The sequence below is a fragment of the Staphylococcus sp. HMSC069E10 genome, from assembly GCF_001809205.1.
GTDB lineage: Bacteria > Bacillota > Bacilli > Staphylococcales > Staphylococcaceae > Staphylococcus > Staphylococcus hominis.
The window spans coordinates 41,972-55,191 of the sequence record NZ_KV796471.1; the positions used below are offsets into that span (position 1 = coordinate 41,972).

The 13,220-nt window shown below is 34.4% G+C and carries 23 protein-coding genes; 1 reads left to right on the plus strand and 22 read right to left on the minus strand.

Features of this window, described 5'->3' with window-relative positions:
- Positions 1–18: 18 nt before the first annotated feature.
- From rpmD to rpsJ, 20 genes are all read right to left on the minus strand, one after another.
- The gene (gene rpmD, locus HMPREF2561_RS01490) at positions 19–198 is read right to left on the minus strand and encodes a 50S ribosomal protein L30 (protein ID WP_001096576.1); all 180 of its coding nucleotides are present in this window, start codon (positions 196–198) and stop codon (positions 19–21) included.
- 16 nt (positions 199–214) lie between these two features.
- Positions 215–715 (minus strand): 30S ribosomal protein S5, encoded by a 501-nt coding sequence (gene rpsE / locus HMPREF2561_RS01495; protein WP_002448405.1) that lies wholly within the window; start codon positions 713–715, stop codon positions 215–217.
- Positions 716–735: 20 nt separating this feature from the next.
- On the minus strand, positions 736–1,098 hold the full coding sequence (gene rplR, locus HMPREF2561_RS01500) for a 50S ribosomal protein L18 (protein WP_017174843.1): 363 nt from the start codon (positions 1,096–1,098) through the stop codon (positions 736–738).
- A gap of 31 nt (positions 1,099–1,129) precedes the next feature.
- Positions 1,130–1,666: a 50S ribosomal protein L6 gene (gene rplF / locus HMPREF2561_RS01505; RefSeq protein WP_002448579.1), complete on the minus strand. Its 537-nt coding sequence runs from the start codon at positions 1,664–1,666 to the stop codon at positions 1,130–1,132.
- 24 nt (positions 1,667–1,690) lie between these two features.
- Entirely contained in the window at positions 1,691–2,089 is a 399-nt protein-coding gene (gene rpsH, locus HMPREF2561_RS01510) for a 30S ribosomal protein S8 (RefSeq protein ID WP_002448514.1), read from the minus strand.
- Positions 2,090–2,120: 31 nt separating this feature from the next.
- Positions 2,121–2,306, minus strand: a complete 186-nt coding sequence (locus tag HMPREF2561_RS01515; RefSeq protein WP_001140799.1) for a type Z 30S ribosomal protein S14 — start codon at positions 2,304–2,306, stop codon at positions 2,121–2,123.
- A gap of 22 nt (positions 2,307–2,328) precedes the next feature.
- On the minus strand, positions 2,329–2,868 hold the full coding sequence (rplE, locus tag HMPREF2561_RS01520) for a 50S ribosomal protein L5 (RefSeq protein ID WP_002448593.1): 540 nt from the start codon (positions 2,866–2,868) through the stop codon (positions 2,329–2,331).
- 25 nt (positions 2,869–2,893) lie between these two features.
- Positions 2,894–3,211: a 50S ribosomal protein L24 gene (gene rplX / locus HMPREF2561_RS01525; RefSeq protein WP_002448459.1), complete on the minus strand. Its 318-nt coding sequence runs from the start codon at positions 3,209–3,211 to the stop codon at positions 2,894–2,896.
- Between the two features lie 35 nt (positions 3,212–3,246).
- Complete coding sequence (gene rplN / locus HMPREF2561_RS01530; RefSeq protein ID WP_002432661.1) at positions 3,247–3,615, minus strand: 50S ribosomal protein L14; 369 nt, start codon at positions 3,613–3,615, stop codon at positions 3,247–3,249.
- Between the two features lie 31 nt (positions 3,616–3,646).
- The gene (gene rpsQ, locus HMPREF2561_RS01535) at positions 3,647–3,910 is read right to left on the minus strand and encodes a 30S ribosomal protein S17 (RefSeq protein ID WP_002448443.1); all 264 of its coding nucleotides are present in this window, start codon (positions 3,908–3,910) and stop codon (positions 3,647–3,649) included.
- Positions 3,911–3,936: 26 nt separating this feature from the next.
- On the minus strand, positions 3,937–4,146 hold the full coding sequence (rpmC, locus tag HMPREF2561_RS01540) for a 50S ribosomal protein L29 (RefSeq protein ID WP_000644737.1): 210 nt from the start codon (positions 4,144–4,146) through the stop codon (positions 3,937–3,939).
- A complete protein-coding gene (gene rplP, locus HMPREF2561_RS01545) occupies positions 4,136–4,570 on the minus strand; it encodes a 50S ribosomal protein L16 (RefSeq protein ID WP_002448374.1) in 435 nt (144 codons plus the stop codon). The genes rpmC and rplP overlap by 11 nt, the downstream gene beginning before the upstream one ends.
- 2 nt (positions 4,571–4,572) lie before the next feature.
- Positions 4,573–5,226: a 30S ribosomal protein S3 gene (gene rpsC, locus HMPREF2561_RS01550; protein WP_017174845.1), complete on the minus strand. Its 654-nt coding sequence runs from the start codon at positions 5,224–5,226 to the stop codon at positions 4,573–4,575.
- Between the two features lie 23 nt (positions 5,227–5,249).
- Complete coding sequence (gene rplV, locus HMPREF2561_RS01555) at positions 5,250–5,603, minus strand: 50S ribosomal protein L22 (protein WP_001829734.1); 354 nt, start codon at positions 5,601–5,603, stop codon at positions 5,250–5,252.
- Positions 5,604–5,633: 30 nt separating this feature from the next.
- On the minus strand, positions 5,634–5,912 hold the full coding sequence (gene rpsS, locus HMPREF2561_RS01560; protein ID WP_002448348.1) for a 30S ribosomal protein S19: 279 nt from the start codon (positions 5,910–5,912) through the stop codon (positions 5,634–5,636).
- Positions 5,913–5,976: 64 nt separating this feature from the next.
- Positions 5,977–6,810, minus strand: a complete 834-nt coding sequence (rplB, locus tag HMPREF2561_RS01565) for a 50S ribosomal protein L2 (protein ID WP_002448473.1) — start codon at positions 6,808–6,810, stop codon at positions 5,977–5,979.
- A 36-nt stretch (positions 6,811–6,846) separates the two neighbouring features.
- On the minus strand, positions 6,847–7,122 hold the full coding sequence (rplW, locus tag HMPREF2561_RS01570) for a 50S ribosomal protein L23 (protein ID WP_002448403.1): 276 nt from the start codon (positions 7,120–7,122) through the stop codon (positions 6,847–6,849).
- Complete coding sequence (rplD, locus tag HMPREF2561_RS01575; RefSeq protein ID WP_002448327.1) at positions 7,122–7,745, minus strand: 50S ribosomal protein L4; 624 nt, start codon at positions 7,743–7,745, stop codon at positions 7,122–7,124. Before rplD ends, rplW begins: the two co-directional genes overlap by 1 nt.
- Before the next feature lie 27 nt (positions 7,746–7,772).
- Positions 7,773–8,435 carry a 50S ribosomal protein L3 gene (rplC, locus tag HMPREF2561_RS01580; protein WP_002448523.1) on the minus strand — a complete coding sequence of 221 codons (663 nt, stop codon included), beginning with the start codon at positions 8,433–8,435 and terminating at the stop codon, positions 7,773–7,775.
- 27 nt (positions 8,436–8,462) lie between these two features.
- Complete coding sequence (rpsJ, locus tag HMPREF2561_RS01585) at positions 8,463–8,771, minus strand: 30S ribosomal protein S10 (protein WP_001118666.1); 309 nt, start codon at positions 8,769–8,771, stop codon at positions 8,463–8,465.
- A 384-nt stretch (positions 8,772–9,155) separates the two neighbouring features.
- Here rpsJ and HMPREF2561_RS01590 point away from each other — a divergent pair, with 384 nt between their 5' ends.
- Positions 9,156–9,548, plus strand: a complete 393-nt coding sequence (locus HMPREF2561_RS01590) for a hypothetical protein (protein ID WP_049416123.1) — start codon at positions 9,156–9,158, stop codon at positions 9,546–9,548.
- Between the two features lie 57 nt (positions 9,549–9,605).
- Here the strand turns inward: HMPREF2561_RS01590 and HMPREF2561_RS01595 are convergent, their stop codons facing one another.
- Together HMPREF2561_RS01595 and HMPREF2561_RS01600 are read right to left on the minus strand one after the other, a co-directional pair.
- Positions 9,606–10,940 (minus strand): NCS2 family permease, encoded by a 1,335-nt coding sequence (locus HMPREF2561_RS01595; protein WP_002448576.1) that lies wholly within the window; start codon positions 10,938–10,940, stop codon positions 9,606–9,608.
- 112 nt (positions 10,941–11,052) lie between these two features.
- On the minus strand, positions 11,053–13,188 hold the full coding sequence (locus HMPREF2561_RS01600; RefSeq protein ID WP_070468266.1) for a DNA topoisomerase III: 2,136 nt from the start codon (positions 13,186–13,188) through the stop codon (positions 11,053–11,055).
- Positions 13,189–13,220 lie beyond the last annotated feature (32 nt).

The following is a 13,220-nucleotide window of genomic DNA, read 5'->3' on the forward strand; positions in this document are numbered from 1 at the left end:
ATTTAGGCACCTCCTTAATTATTTTTCTTCAACTGTTAATAAGTGTTTAACTTTGTTGATTTGCCCACGAATTGCAGGGTTATCTTCAACAACTACTGAACTATTAGTCTTTTTAAGACCTAACGCTTCAACAGTTTTACGTTGTGTTTCAGGACGACCAATAACACTACGAGTGAGGGTAATTTGTAATTTAGCCATTATTTATTTTCCCTCCTTAATTATATAATTCTTCTACTGATTTGCCACGTAATTTCGCAACATCTTCAGCGTTTTTAAGGTTTTGTAAACCATTTAATGTCGCACGTACCATGTTGATAGGTGTATTTGAACCTAATGATTTACTTAAGATATCAGTGATACCTGCTAATTCTAATACGGCACGTACTGGACCACCAGCGATAACTCCTGTACCAGGTGCAGCTGGTTTCATAAATACGCTACCAGAACCATAACGGCCAGTGATAGTGTGAGGAGTTGTTCCTTCTACACGTGGAACTACTACTAAATCTTTTTTAGCTGCTTCTACAGCTTTTTTAATAGCTTCTGGTACCTCTTGAGCTTTACCAGTACCGAAACCTACACGACCATTTTTATCTCCTACTACTACTAATGCAGTGAAACGGAAACGACGTCCACCTTTAACAACTTTAGCAACACGATTAATTGTAACAACGCGTTCTTCAAATTCTTTCGTTTCTTCTTCTCTACGAGCCATGTATTTGTCCCTCCTTTAAATTAAAATTCTAATCCGTTTTCTCTCGCAGCTTCAGCTAACGCTTTAACGCGACCATGATATAAATAGCCACCACGATCAAATACGATTTCTTTGATACCTTTATCTGAAGCTTTTTTAGCGATTACTTCACCAACTTTAGTTGATAAATCAACTTTAGAAGTAGAATCACTAGCGATATCTTTATCTTGAGATGAAGCTTGTACTAAAGTTTCACCTTTAACATCATCAATAATTTGTGCATAAATATGTTTGTTTGAACGGTATACATTTAAACGTGGTTTTTCAGCTGTACCTGATAATTTAGTACGCACACGAGCATGTCTTTTCAAACGCACTTTGTTTTTATCAATTTTACTGATCATTGTATTACTCCTTTCTTTAGAGAGTTATCTATTATTTACCAGTTTTACCTTCTTTACGGCGAACATATTCACCTTGGTAACGGATACCTTTTCCTTTATAAGGTTCTGGAGGTCTTACTGAACGAATATTAGAAGCGATAGCTCCAACTTGTTCTTTAGATACACCAGATACTGTAACAGTTGTATTTTTCTCTACTGCGAAAGTAATGCCATCTTCAGCTTTAATTTCAACAGGATGAGAGTAACCAACGTTTAATACTAAGTCATTACCTTGCATTTGAGCACGGTAACCTACACCAACAAGTTCAAGAGTTTTAACAAAACCTTGAGAAACACCTTGTACCATATTATTTAATAACGCACGAGTTGTACCGTGAACTGTTCTATCTTCTTTAGAATCAGTAGGTCTTACAACTTCTAGAGTGTTTTCATCTTGTTTAAAAGTCATTCTTTCATCAAAAGTTCTAGTTAATTCACCTTTAGGACCTTTTACAGTAGCTGTTTGTCCGTCAAAAGTTACTGTAACGTCACTAGGGATGTCAATAATTTTCTTACCAACACGACTCATGTTATGGCACCTCCTTATTTATTATTACCAAACGTATGCGATGATTTCTCCACCAACGTTACGTTTTCTAGCTTCTTTATCAGTGATAACACCTTCAGAAGTTGAAACTAATGCGATACCTAAACCATTTAATACTTTAGGCACTTCGTTCGCTTTAGCATATACACGTAAACCTGGTTTTGAGATACGTTTTAATCCTGTGATAACACGTTCATTGTTTTGACCATATTTTAAGAATAAACGAATAACACCTTGTTTATCATCTTCAACGTATTCTACGTTTTTAATGAAACCTTCATTTTTTAAGATTTCAGCAATTTGTTTTTTAATATTTGATGCAGGTAATTCTAATTTCTCGTGACGCACCATGTTTGCGTTTCTTACACGAGTAAGCATATCTGCGATTGGATCTGTCATAGTCATTTATTGTTGCCTCCTTTCAAACTCTTTTATCTTACCAGCTAGCTTTACGTACGCCAGGAATTTGGCCTTTATAAGCTAATTCACGGAAACAAATACGGCATAATTTAAATTTACGATATACAGAATGTGGACGACCACAGCGTTCACAACGAGTATATTCACGTACTGCATATTTTTGTTTTTTCTGTTGCTTAGCAACCATAGAAGTTTTAGCCACTTAATTAGCCTCCTTTTAGAGATTATTTACGAAATGGCATACCGAAGTTTGTTAACAATTCACGAGCTTCCTCGTCAGTGTTAGCAGTTGTTACGATAACAATATCCATTCCTCTTACTTTACTTACTTTATCATAATCGATTTCTGGGAAAATTAATTGTTCTTTAATTCCTAAAGTGTAGTTACCACGACCATCGAAAGCTGTTTTAGAAACACCTTGGAAGTCACGTACACGAGGTAATGAAACTGCGATTAATTTATCTAAGAATTCATACATTCTTTCTCCGCGAAGTGTTACTTTTGCACCGATTGGCATACCTTCACGTAAACGGAATGTTGCAACTGATTTTTTTGCTTTAGTGATTAATGGTTTTTGTCCAGTGATTAATTCTAACTCTTCAACAGCATTATCTAACACTTTAGAGTTTTGAACTGCATCACCAACACCCATATTTACAACGATTTTTTCGATTTTTGGTACTTCCATTACTGAACTATAGTTGAATTTTTTAACTAAGTTTTGAGTAACTTCAGTATTATATCTTTCTTTTAAACGGTTCAAAGTGGATCCTCCTTTCAACTAGTTATTAATTATTAGATTTGATTTCTTCGCCAGATTTTTTAGCGATACGAACTTTTTTACCATCTACAAATTTGTAACCAACACGAGTAGGTTCATTTGTTTTAGGATCTAATAATTGTACGTTAGAAACATGGATTGCTGCCTCTGTTTCTAAGATTCCACCTTCAGGATTTAATTGAGTTGGTTTTTGGTGTTTTTTAATAACGTTAACACCTTCCACAACGACGCGGTCTTTTTTAGGTTCAGTAGCGATTACTTTACCTTCTTTACCTTTATCTTTACCTGCGATAACTTTAACGTTGTCACCTTTTTTGATATGCATGTGGGCACCTCCTTAAATATTATGGTTTTAATAAATTATAGTACTTCTGGTGCTAATGATACGATTTTCATGAAGTTACCTTCACGTAATTCACGAGCAACAGGACCAAAGATACGAGTACCACGTGGGCCTTTGTCATCACGAATAATGACACATGCATTTTCATCAAATTTGATATAAGAACCATCGTTACGACGTACGCCTGATTTAGTTCTAACAACAACAGCTTTCACAACGTCGCCTTTTTTAACAACGCCACCTGGTGTTGCATTTTTAACAGTACATACGATGATATCGCCAATGTTCGCTGTTTTGCGACCAGATCCACCTAATACTTTGATTGTAAGTACTTCACGAGCACCAGAGTTGTCTGCTACTTTTAAACGCGTTTCTTGTTGGATCATTAGTTAAACCTCCCTTATCTCTAATCTTGTATTAAATAATTACTGATTCTTCAACAATTTCTACTAAACGGAAACGTTTTGATGCTGATAAAGGACGAGTTTCTTGAATTCTAACAATATCTCCTAATTTAGCTGAATTGTTTTCATCATGAGTTTTATATTTTTTAGAGTATTTTACTCGTTTACCGTATAATTTGTGTGTTTTGTAAGTTTCAACAAGTACAGTAATTGTTTTGTCCATTTTATCAGAAACAACTTTACCTACATAAACTTTACGATCGTTTCTTTCACTCACTTTTGTAACCTCCTCTTTCTTATACTTTATTGATTAGCTTTACTTTGTTCAATTTCTCTTTCACGAGCAACAGTTTTTAGACGTGCAATTGTTTTTCTAACTGTACGAATACGTGCAGTTTCTTCTAATTGACCTGTAGCTAACTGAAAGCGTAGGTTAAAAAGCTCTTCTTTTGAAGATTTGATTTGTTCTTCGATTTCTGAAGTGGTTAAGTCTCTAATTTCCTTAGCTTTCATTTGTTTCACCACCCAATTCTTCACGTTTTACAAACTTAGTTTTTACTGGAAGTTTGTGACTTGCTAAACGTAATGCTTCACGAGCTACATCTTCAGATACACCAGCGATTTCAAATAAAATACGACCTGGTTTTACAACTGCGATCCAGCCTTCAACAGCACCTTTACCAGCACCCATACGTACTTCTAAAGGTTTTTTAGTGTAAGGCGTATGTGGGAAGATTTTAATCCAAACTTTCCCGCCACGTTTCATGTAACGTGTCATAGCGATACGAGCAGATTCGATTTGACGAGATGTGATCCAAGAAGTTGTTGTAGCTTGTAAACCATACTCACCAAATGTTACAAAGTTACCGCCTTTAGAACGACCAGTTGTTTTTGGACGATGTTGACGACGATATTTAACACGTTTTGGTAGTAACATTATTATTTTCCTCCTTCACTAGTATTCTTAGTAGGAAGAACTTCACCACGATAAATCCATACTTTAACACCTAATTTACCATAAGTAGTGTCTGCTTCAGCATGTGCATAATCAATGTCAGCACGTAAAGTATGAAGTGGAACAGTTCCTTCTGAATATTGTTCAGCACGAGCGATGTCAGCTCCGCCTAAACGACCTGATACTTGAGTTTTGATACCTTTTGCACCAAGTTTCATAGCTCTTGTAATAGCTTGTTTTTGTACACGACGGAATGAAGCACGATTTTCTAATTGACGTGCGATATTTTCTGCTACTAAACGAGCATCCATATCAACTTTTTTAATTTCCACAACGTTGATGTGTACTTTTTTATCAGTTAAGTTATTTAATTTATTACGAAGTTTTTCAATTTCTGAACCGCCTTTACCAATTACCATACCAGGTTTACCAGTGTGGATTGCGATGTTAATACGGTTAGCAGCACGTTCAATGTCAACGTGAGAAACTGACGCTTCTTTTAATTCGTTATCAATGAATTTACGGATTCTTAAATCTTCGTGTAATAAAGAAGCGAAATCTTTTTCAGCGTACCATTTAGCTTCCCAATCACGGATAACTCCAACACGAAGTCCGATAGGATTAATTTTTTGACCCACAGTATTCCCTCCTTAAATAGTTATTAAGCTTCTTTAGCTTCTTCTTTACCGTCACTTACGACGATTGTAATGTGGCTTGTACGTTTGTTGATTGCACTTGCACGACCTTGTGCACGTGGACGGAAACGTTTTAAAGTTGGTCCTTCATTTGCATATGCTTCTTTAACAACTAATTCATCTGTATTCATGTCATAGTTATGTTCAGCATTTGCTAAAGCGGACATTAATACTTTTTCAATTACTGGTGATGAAGCTTTATTAGTTAATTTTAAAATAGCAATAGCTTCTCCAGCATTTTTACCTCTAATTAAGTCAAGAACTAATCTTACTTTACGAGGTGCGATTCTGATTGTTCTAGCAACCGCTTTTGCTTCCATTAGGATATCCTCCTCTACTTATATATATTATTATCTACTAGTTTTTTTATCGTCAGCTGCATGTCCTTTAAATGTACGAGTTGGAGCAAATTCACCTAATTTGTGACCAACCATATCTTCAGTTACATAAACAGGTACATGTTTACGACCATCATATACTGCAAAAGTATGACCGATGAAATTTGGGAAAATTGTAGAACGACGTGACCATGTTTTGATTACTTGTTTCTTTTCACTTCCGTCTTGAGCTTCTACTTTTTTCATTAAATGATCATCAACGAAAGGTCCTTTTTTAATACTACGAGCCATTTGGGCGCCTCCCTTCTTATTGTGTGCGTGCAGCTGTTAAGCCGCACACTCAAATAAGTTGTTATTATTTTCTCTTACGTCCACGAACGATAAGTTTATCAGATGATTTTTTACCGCGACGTGTTTTCTTACCAAGCGTTGGTTTACCCCATGGTGACATTGGAGATGGTCTACCGATAGGAGCACGACCTTCACCACCACCGTGTGGGTGATCGTTAGGGTTCATTACAGAACCACGAACTGTTGGACGGATACCTTTCCATCTTGAACGACCAGCTTTACCAGCGTTAACAAGTTCATGTTGTAAGTTACCAACTTGACCGATTGTAGCACGGCAAGTAGATAAAATCATACGTACCTCACCAGAACGTAATCTGATTAATACATATTTACCTTCTTTACCAAGTACTTGTGAACTTGCACCTGCTGAACGAGCAATTTGTCCACCTTTACCAGGTTTTAATTCGATATTATGAATTACAGTACCAACTGGAATATTTTGTAATGGTAAAGCATTACCAACTTTGATATCTGCTTCAGCACCACTTTCAACTGTTTGGCCTACTTGTAATCCTTTTGGTGCAATAATGTAACGTTTTTCACCATCAGCATATACTAATAAAGCAATGTTAGCTGAACGGTTTGGATCATATTGAATTGAATCAACTTTAGCAGTGATTCCGTCTTTATTACGTTTGAAGTCAATTACACGATATTGACGTTTATGTCCTCCACCATGGTGACGAACTGTTAATTTACCTTGATTGTTACGACCCGCTTTTTTCGGTAGCGGTTGTAATAATGACTTTTCAGGTGTAGTCTTCGTGATTTCAGCGAAGTCTAACGTAGTCATATTACGACGACCATTTGTAATTGGCTTATATTTTTTAAGAGCCATTGTCGCTTACCTCCTTAATGGTAATATTATTTTATTTTAGTTGAATAAGTCGATTGAACCTTCTTTAAGTTTTACAATCGCTTTTCTTCTTTTATTTGTATAGCCTTGATAACGGCCCATACGTTTTTTCTTTGGTTTGTAGTTGATGATATTTACACTTTCAACTTTAACGTCGAAAATTTCTTCAACTGCAATTTTAACTTGAGTTTTGTTAGCACGAGTATCTACGTCAAAAGTATATTTATCTTCAGCCATTGCTTCAGAAGATTTTTCAGTGATTACGGGGCGCTTAAGAACATCTCTAGCTTCCATTATCCGAGCACCTCCTCAACTTTTTTCGCAGCTGATTCAGTAATGATTACACTGTCAGCGCTAGTGATATCTAATACGTTTAATCCTTGAGCAGTACTTACTTGTACGCCAGGAATATTACGTGCAGATAATTCAACATTTACATCTTCGTTTTCTGTTACTACTAACACTTTTTTAGGTTGTTCAAGTGTAGTTAAAACGTTTTTGAATTCTTTTGTTTTTGGTGCATCAAAGCCAAAAGTATCAACGATTGTAAAGTTGTTTTCTTGAACTTTGAAAGATAATGCAGAACGTAATGCTAAACGACGCATTTTCTTAGGCATTTTGTATGAATAGCTTCTTGGAGTTGGTCCGAAAACGATACCACCACCACGCCATTGTGGAGCACGGATTGTACCTTGACGTGCACGTCCTGTACCTTTTTGTCTCCATGGTTTACGTCCACCACCACGAACAGCTGAACGATTTTTCACTGCGTGTGTACCTTGGCGTAAAGAAGCACGTTGTAAATTGATTGCTTCGAAAAGAACACTGTTGTTTGGTTCGATTGCGAAAACTGAATCGCTTAATTCAACTGAACCAGATTTTGATCCGTCTACTTTTAATACATCATAATTAGCCATTATGCTTTTTCCTCCTTTCGCTACTTATTATTTATTACCTTTTTTAATTGAAGATTTAATTTCTACAAAACCTTTTTTAGGTCCAGGTACATTACCTTTTACTAAAATAACATTGTTATCAGTATCAACTTGAACAACTTCTAAGTTTTGAACTGTAACTGTGTTACCGCCCATACGTCCAGGCATTTTTTGACCTTTAAATACTCTTGAAGCATCTGAAGCCATACCTACTGAACCTGGAGCTCTATGGAAATGAGAACCGTGAGCCATTGGTCCACGACCTTGACCATGACGTTTAATTGCACCTTGGAAACCTTTACCTTTTGAAGTTCCTGTAACATCAATAATGTCTCCAGCTTCAAAAGTATCTACTGTGACTTCTTGACCTACTTCGTATTCATCAACATTAACGTTTCTGAATTCACGAATGAAGCGCTTAGGTGCTGCGCCAGCTTTTTTAGCGTGACCTTCAGCTGGTTTATTTGCATATTTATTTGATTTAGCATCTTTTTTATATGCTTGTTTGTCTGCAAAACCTACTTGGATAGCATTGTAGCCATCAACTTCTTCAGTTTTCTTTTGTAATACTACGTTTTGATTTGCTTCTACTACTGTAACAGGGATTAATTCACCGTTTTCTCCGAATACTTGTGTCATCCCAATTTTTCTTCCTAAGATTCCTTTGGTCATCAAAAGTCCACCTCCTAAATTGATCTATTATAATTTGATTTCGATGTCTACACCAGATGGTAAGTTTAAGCCCATTAAAGCATCAACTGTTTTTGGTGTTGGGTTAACAATATCGATTAAACGTTTATGTGTACGTTGTTCGAATTGTTCACGAGAATCTTTATCCTTGTGCACCGCACGAATAATTGTATAAACAGATTTTTCTGTTGGTAACGGAATCGGTCCAGATACATCTGCACCAGAACGTTTAGCAGTTTCAACAATCTTTTCTGCTGATTGATCAATTACACGGTGATCATAAGCTTTTAATCTGATTCTGATTTTTTGTTTTGCCATAATTTTCCCTCCTTGTTCGTCTACATTGAAGTGATAGACTTCTCCACGAAAACTATCTCACACAACGCCATGGCAAAGCGGCCGGGTGTGTCAGTAACCTTTCGCTTCATCGCTTTCTTCAAGTCCAACATTAAACATGTTACAAGAAAAACACTAATAAATCAAGGTTTTTCTTTAACTTTTTTATTTACGTCTAACACATACTTAAGTATTGTACTGAAAATTTTTATGTAGTTCAACCATTTTGAGTAAATTTTTTCCCTTTTTTCTATAAACCTTTATAATAGATATAGAGAGTAATGAATTTTAAAATTGTGACTATACATTTTTAATGCTAATTTATTTTAAAATTCATGAACTTTATCGGAGGTGAATATAATATAAATGAAAAGAAATGTGAAACTTACTTTAGCAATTATTAGTATTTTCTTAATAGCTAGTGAATTTTTCTATGGTATTCCTTTTTTAGGAGGCTCAGTTATTCTTAGCTTTGGTTGGCAACCTTTATTATTAAATGCTTTACTTTATCTTATTTTAGGAATCATTCTATTAGTAGATTCTCAAAACACAATTAAGCCAATGGCAATGATTCCATTTATTGGATTAATTGGATCATTTGTTGCTTTTCTACCTATTATTGGTATGTTTACGCATTGGATACTATTTTTCTTAATGGTATTCTTTATATTTGTTGTGCTCAACGCACCAACTTACATTCCAAATAAAGATTCTAAAGTTATTTATACACAATACAAAAAAGATGATAAAAATAATTAATAATTTCAATATTAAAAAGACACATTTAATTCAAAAATTAAATGTGTCTTTTTATGTCTAACCGTGTACAAACACGAAGTATAAAATAAATAATACCATTAATACATACATGATAGGATGAACTTCTTTATGTTTTTTAGTAATTAACATTGTTATTGGATAGAAGATAAACCCACATGCAATACCTGTAGCAATTGAATATGATAAAGGCATCATAATGATTGTAATGAATGCTGGTACTGCTACTTCAAATTTTTTCCAATTAATTTCAGCAAAGTTTGCCGCCATTAAAATACCAACTACAACTAACGCTGGTGTTGTTACTGCACTTGTAACGACTTCGATTAGCGGACTAAAGAATAATGCTAATAAGAAACAAAAACCAGTTATGATACTTGCAAAACCTGTACGTGCTCCTACTGCAACACCAGAAGTAGATTCAATATAAGAGGTTGTTGTTGTTGTACCAAAAATAGCTCCAACAATTGTAGCAAGCGAGTCTGCAAATAATGCTCTTCCAGCCCTTGGTAATTTATTGTCTTTCATTATACCTGCTTGGGTTGCTACTGCTACTAAAGTACCTGCAGTATCAAAGAAATCAATAAAGAAGAACGTTAAAATAACAATAAGAAATTGGATTGTAAATAATTGGCCTGGATCTTTAAATGCTTCAAAAGCTGCTCCAAATGTAGGTGTAATACTTGGAATTTTACCTACAATACCTGATGGTGTATGAATTTGACCCGTAATCATCCCTACAATTGCAGTTATAATCATACCAATAAAGATTGAACCTGGAACCTTTCTAGCATATAAAATGATTGTTATAGCAATCCCAAATATAGCTAAAAGTACTGATGGTTTAGTTAAATGACCTAATGTTACAAGCGTTGAATCATTTTTTACAATAATACCTGCACTTTGTAAACCTACAAAAGTAATAAATAGCCCTATACCTGCCGAAACCGCCATTTTCATTTCATAGGGTATTGCATTAATAATTATTTCCCTCAATCCAGTTGCTGTTAATATCGCAAAGAATATACCTGAAAATAGCACACCTGTTAAACCGATTTGCCAAGGAATTCCCATTGTTAAAACAACTGTAAATGCAAAGAACGCATTTAACCCCATCCCTGGGGCAAGCGCAATCGGATATCTTGCAATCAGTCCCATGAATAAAGATCCTACAAAGGCTGCTAATGCTGTCGCTACAAAAATGGCACCTTGATCCATTTTCATATCACCAGATATACCTTTAACACCTGCTAAACTTAAGACTTGAGGATTCACGGCTAATATATAAGCCATTGATAAGAAAGTTGTGATACCACCGATGATTTCTCTTTTGTAGTTAGTACCATACTCGTCGAATTGGAAGTATTTTTTCACAGCTTTAAACTCCTTTTTTTGAAATACTTTAATAGTTTAATATTACTTACTTAAAAAAACAATACTAAAAACGAACTTTTATCGACTTATTTCATTATAAGTTCGATTTTAGTTAAAATTTTAAGTTCTTTAATGCATCTTTAAAAGGATTATTATCCAATTCATCATGATTATTCATATATTTTTTCATATCTTTTTTAGAAACTTTACCATTATTTTTATTTTTCAATCGTTGATCCATTTGTGCTTGGGTTTCAGTATGACCGCATACACATCGGTAGACCGCTTCTTTTCCTCTTCCAAACAATGTCATTTTCTTTTTACAGTTAGGACAACGTGCATTCGTTTTACGTTGAATATTCTTTTTTGTATGACAGCTAGGATCTTGACACACTAGCATTTGTCCGTTTTTAGTTTTTACTTTTATCATAAATTTACCGCAATTGGGACATTCAGTAGAAGTTAAATTATCATGTTTATATTTTTGATCACTATGTTTGATTTCCCCAACAATTTCTTTAGTAAAATCTTTCATCTCATTAATAAATTGTTTAGCGTTATATTTACCTTTCTCAATAGAAAGTAATTTTTCTTCCCATTCTGCAGTCATTAAAGGAGAAGTCAGCGCTTTAGGAGAAAGCTCTAATATTTGTTTTCCTTTAGATGTCACTTTTAATTTTCCATCTTTTGATTCTATTGCATTAATATTGAATAGTTTTTCAATAATATCTGCACGCGTCGCTACTGTTCCAATTCCTCCCGTTTTATGAAGGGTATTAGCGTACTTTTTGTCATTCAATTGAATATAATTTTGTGGGTTTTCCATCGCCTTAAGTAAGCTACCTTCATTGAAATATTCAGGTGGTGTTGTTTCATGTTCGCTTACTTTGACTTGTTGTACATGATAGGTCTCATCCTTGCTAAAAGTGATAGTCTTATTAAAAGTTGAATCATTATTACTAAGTGCTTTAAATCCTAATTTACGTGTGACGTTTTTGGCATGTTTAAATTGATATTCTCCTACTTTTAAAATAACCTGTGTCGCTTCATACTGATAAGGATCCATTAATGTTTCTAAAAATCGTTGTGCAACCATTAAATATAGTTTTGTTTCTCTGTTAGTTAATGTATCAAAGTTGGGTCTAATTTCAGTTGGGATAATCGCATGATGGTCTGACACTTTTTGATTATTAAAAATATGCATCTTAGTTGTAAATGACTTAGTCAATAACTGACGAGCATGTGATTTATAATCAGTTGCTAATAAGGCTTGGAGACGTTCTTGTATGGTATCTGTCATATCGTTAGACAAGTAGTTAGAATCTGTTCTTGGATATGTTAATAGTTTATGACGTTCATACAGACTCTGTAAGGTATTTAAAGTTTCTTTGGGTCCCATTTTAAATCGCTGGTATGATGCTTGTTGTAAATCAGTTAAATTATATAAAGGTTTTGCGTAAGATTTTTTTTGCTTAATTGAAACATCTTCAATCTGACCTGATTGTCCTTCTATTTTTTTAGATAATTTTTGTATTTCTTCTTTATTAGTAAATCTTTGATTCGTTTGAATATCAAATATAGCGTCATTTACATTTAAAGAAAGTGTGTAATACTTTTGAGGTTTAAAATGATTAATTTCTTGTTGTCGATGATAAACCAGTTGAATCGTTGGTGTTTGTACTCTTCCTAATGAAAGTTGAGCATCATATTTAGTTGTCAGTGCTCTAGTAGCATTAATACCCACTATCCAGTCCGCTTCACTTCGTGCAAGAGCTGCTTGATACAAGTGATTATATTCACGTCCATCTTTTAAATGTTTAAAGCCTTGTTGTATTGCTTTTTTAGTCACCGAACTAATCCATAAACGTTTAATTGGCTTTTTATTTTTTACTTTATCTAAGATGAGACGTGCTACCAGTTCTCCTTCACGTCCAGCATCTGTAGCAATAATAATGTCTTTCACATCTTTATTTAATATTAAAGATTTTACAATTTTAAATTGTTTACTTGTCTTACCTATGACCACAGTATGCATTTGCTTAGGTAATATAGGTAAATCTTCTAATTTCCATTCTTTATATGTTTTATCATAATGTTCTGGTTGCGCATTTGTTACTAAATGACCTAAAGCCCATGTCACTATATAGCAATGATTTGCAATATATCCATTATGTTTTTCTTTAATATTTAGTGCTTCTGCAATATCTCTCGCTACTGAGGGTTTTTCCGCTAGAATTAATGATTTCATTCAAATTTCCTTTCGCATTCTTACTTTTTATT

What these genes read in the sequence shown, in the direction of transcription:
- rpmD (WP_001096576.1), bottom strand. Translation starts at nt 198, where the DNA reads ATGGCTAAATTACAAATTACCCTCACTCGTAGTGTTATTGGTCGTCCT.
- rpsE (WP_002448405.1), bottom strand. Translation starts at nt 715, where the DNA reads ATGGCTCGTAGAGAAGAAGAAACGAAAGAATTTGAAGAACGCGTTGTT.
- rplR (WP_017174843.1), bottom strand. Translation starts at nt 1,098, where the DNA reads ATGATCAGTAAAATTGATAAAAACAAAGTGCGTTTGAAAAGACATGCT.
- rplF (WP_002448579.1), bottom strand. Translation starts at nt 1,666, where the DNA reads ATGAGTCGTGTTGGTAAGAAAATTATTGACATCCCTAGTGACGTTACA.
- rpsH (WP_002448514.1), bottom strand. Translation starts at nt 2,089, where the DNA reads ATGACTATGACAGATCCAATCGCAGATATGCTTACTCGTGTAAGAAAC.
- rplX (WP_002448459.1), bottom strand. Translation starts at nt 3,211, where the DNA reads ATGCATATCAAAAAAGGTGACAACGTTAAAGTTATCGCAGGTAAAGAT.
- rplN (WP_002432661.1), bottom strand. Translation starts at nt 3,615, where the DNA reads ATGATCCAACAAGAAACGCGTTTAAAAGTAGCAGACAACTCTGGTGCT.
- rpmC (WP_000644737.1), bottom strand. Translation starts at nt 4,146, where the DNA reads ATGAAAGCTAAGGAAATTAGAGACTTAACCACTTCAGAAATCGAAGAA.
- rplP (WP_002448374.1), bottom strand. Translation starts at nt 4,570, where the DNA reads ATGTTACTACCAAAACGTGTTAAATATCGTCGTCAACATCGTCCAAAA.
- rplV (WP_001829734.1), bottom strand. Translation starts at nt 5,603, where the DNA reads ATGGAAGCAAAAGCGGTTGCTAGAACAATCAGAATCGCACCTCGTAAA.
- rpsS (WP_002448348.1), bottom strand. Translation starts at nt 5,912, where the DNA reads ATGGCTCGTAGTATTAAAAAAGGACCTTTCGTTGATGATCATTTAATG.
- rplB (WP_002448473.1), bottom strand. Translation starts at nt 6,810, where the DNA reads ATGGCTCTTAAAAAATATAAGCCAATTACAAATGGTCGTCGTAATATG.
- rplW (WP_002448403.1), bottom strand. Translation starts at nt 7,122, where the DNA reads ATGGAAGCTAGAGATGTTCTTAAGCGCCCCGTAATCACTGAAAAATCT.
- rplD (WP_002448327.1), bottom strand. Translation starts at nt 7,745, where the DNA reads ATGGCTAATTATGATGTATTAAAAGTAGACGGATCAAAATCTGGTTCA.
- rplC (WP_002448523.1), bottom strand. Translation starts at nt 8,435, where the DNA reads ATGACCAAAGGAATCTTAGGAAGAAAAATTGGGATGACACAAGTATTC.
- rpsJ (WP_001118666.1), bottom strand. Translation starts at nt 8,771, where the DNA reads ATGGCAAAACAAAAAATCAGAATCAGATTAAAAGCTTATGATCACCGT.
- HMPREF2561_RS01590 (WP_049416123.1), top strand. Translation starts at nt 9,156, where the DNA reads ATGAAAAGAAATGTGAAACTTACTTTAGCAATTATTAGTATTTTCTTA.
- HMPREF2561_RS01600 (WP_070468266.1), bottom strand. Translation starts at nt 13,188, where the DNA reads ATGAAATCATTAATTCTAGCGGAAAAACCCTCAGTAGCGAGAGATATT.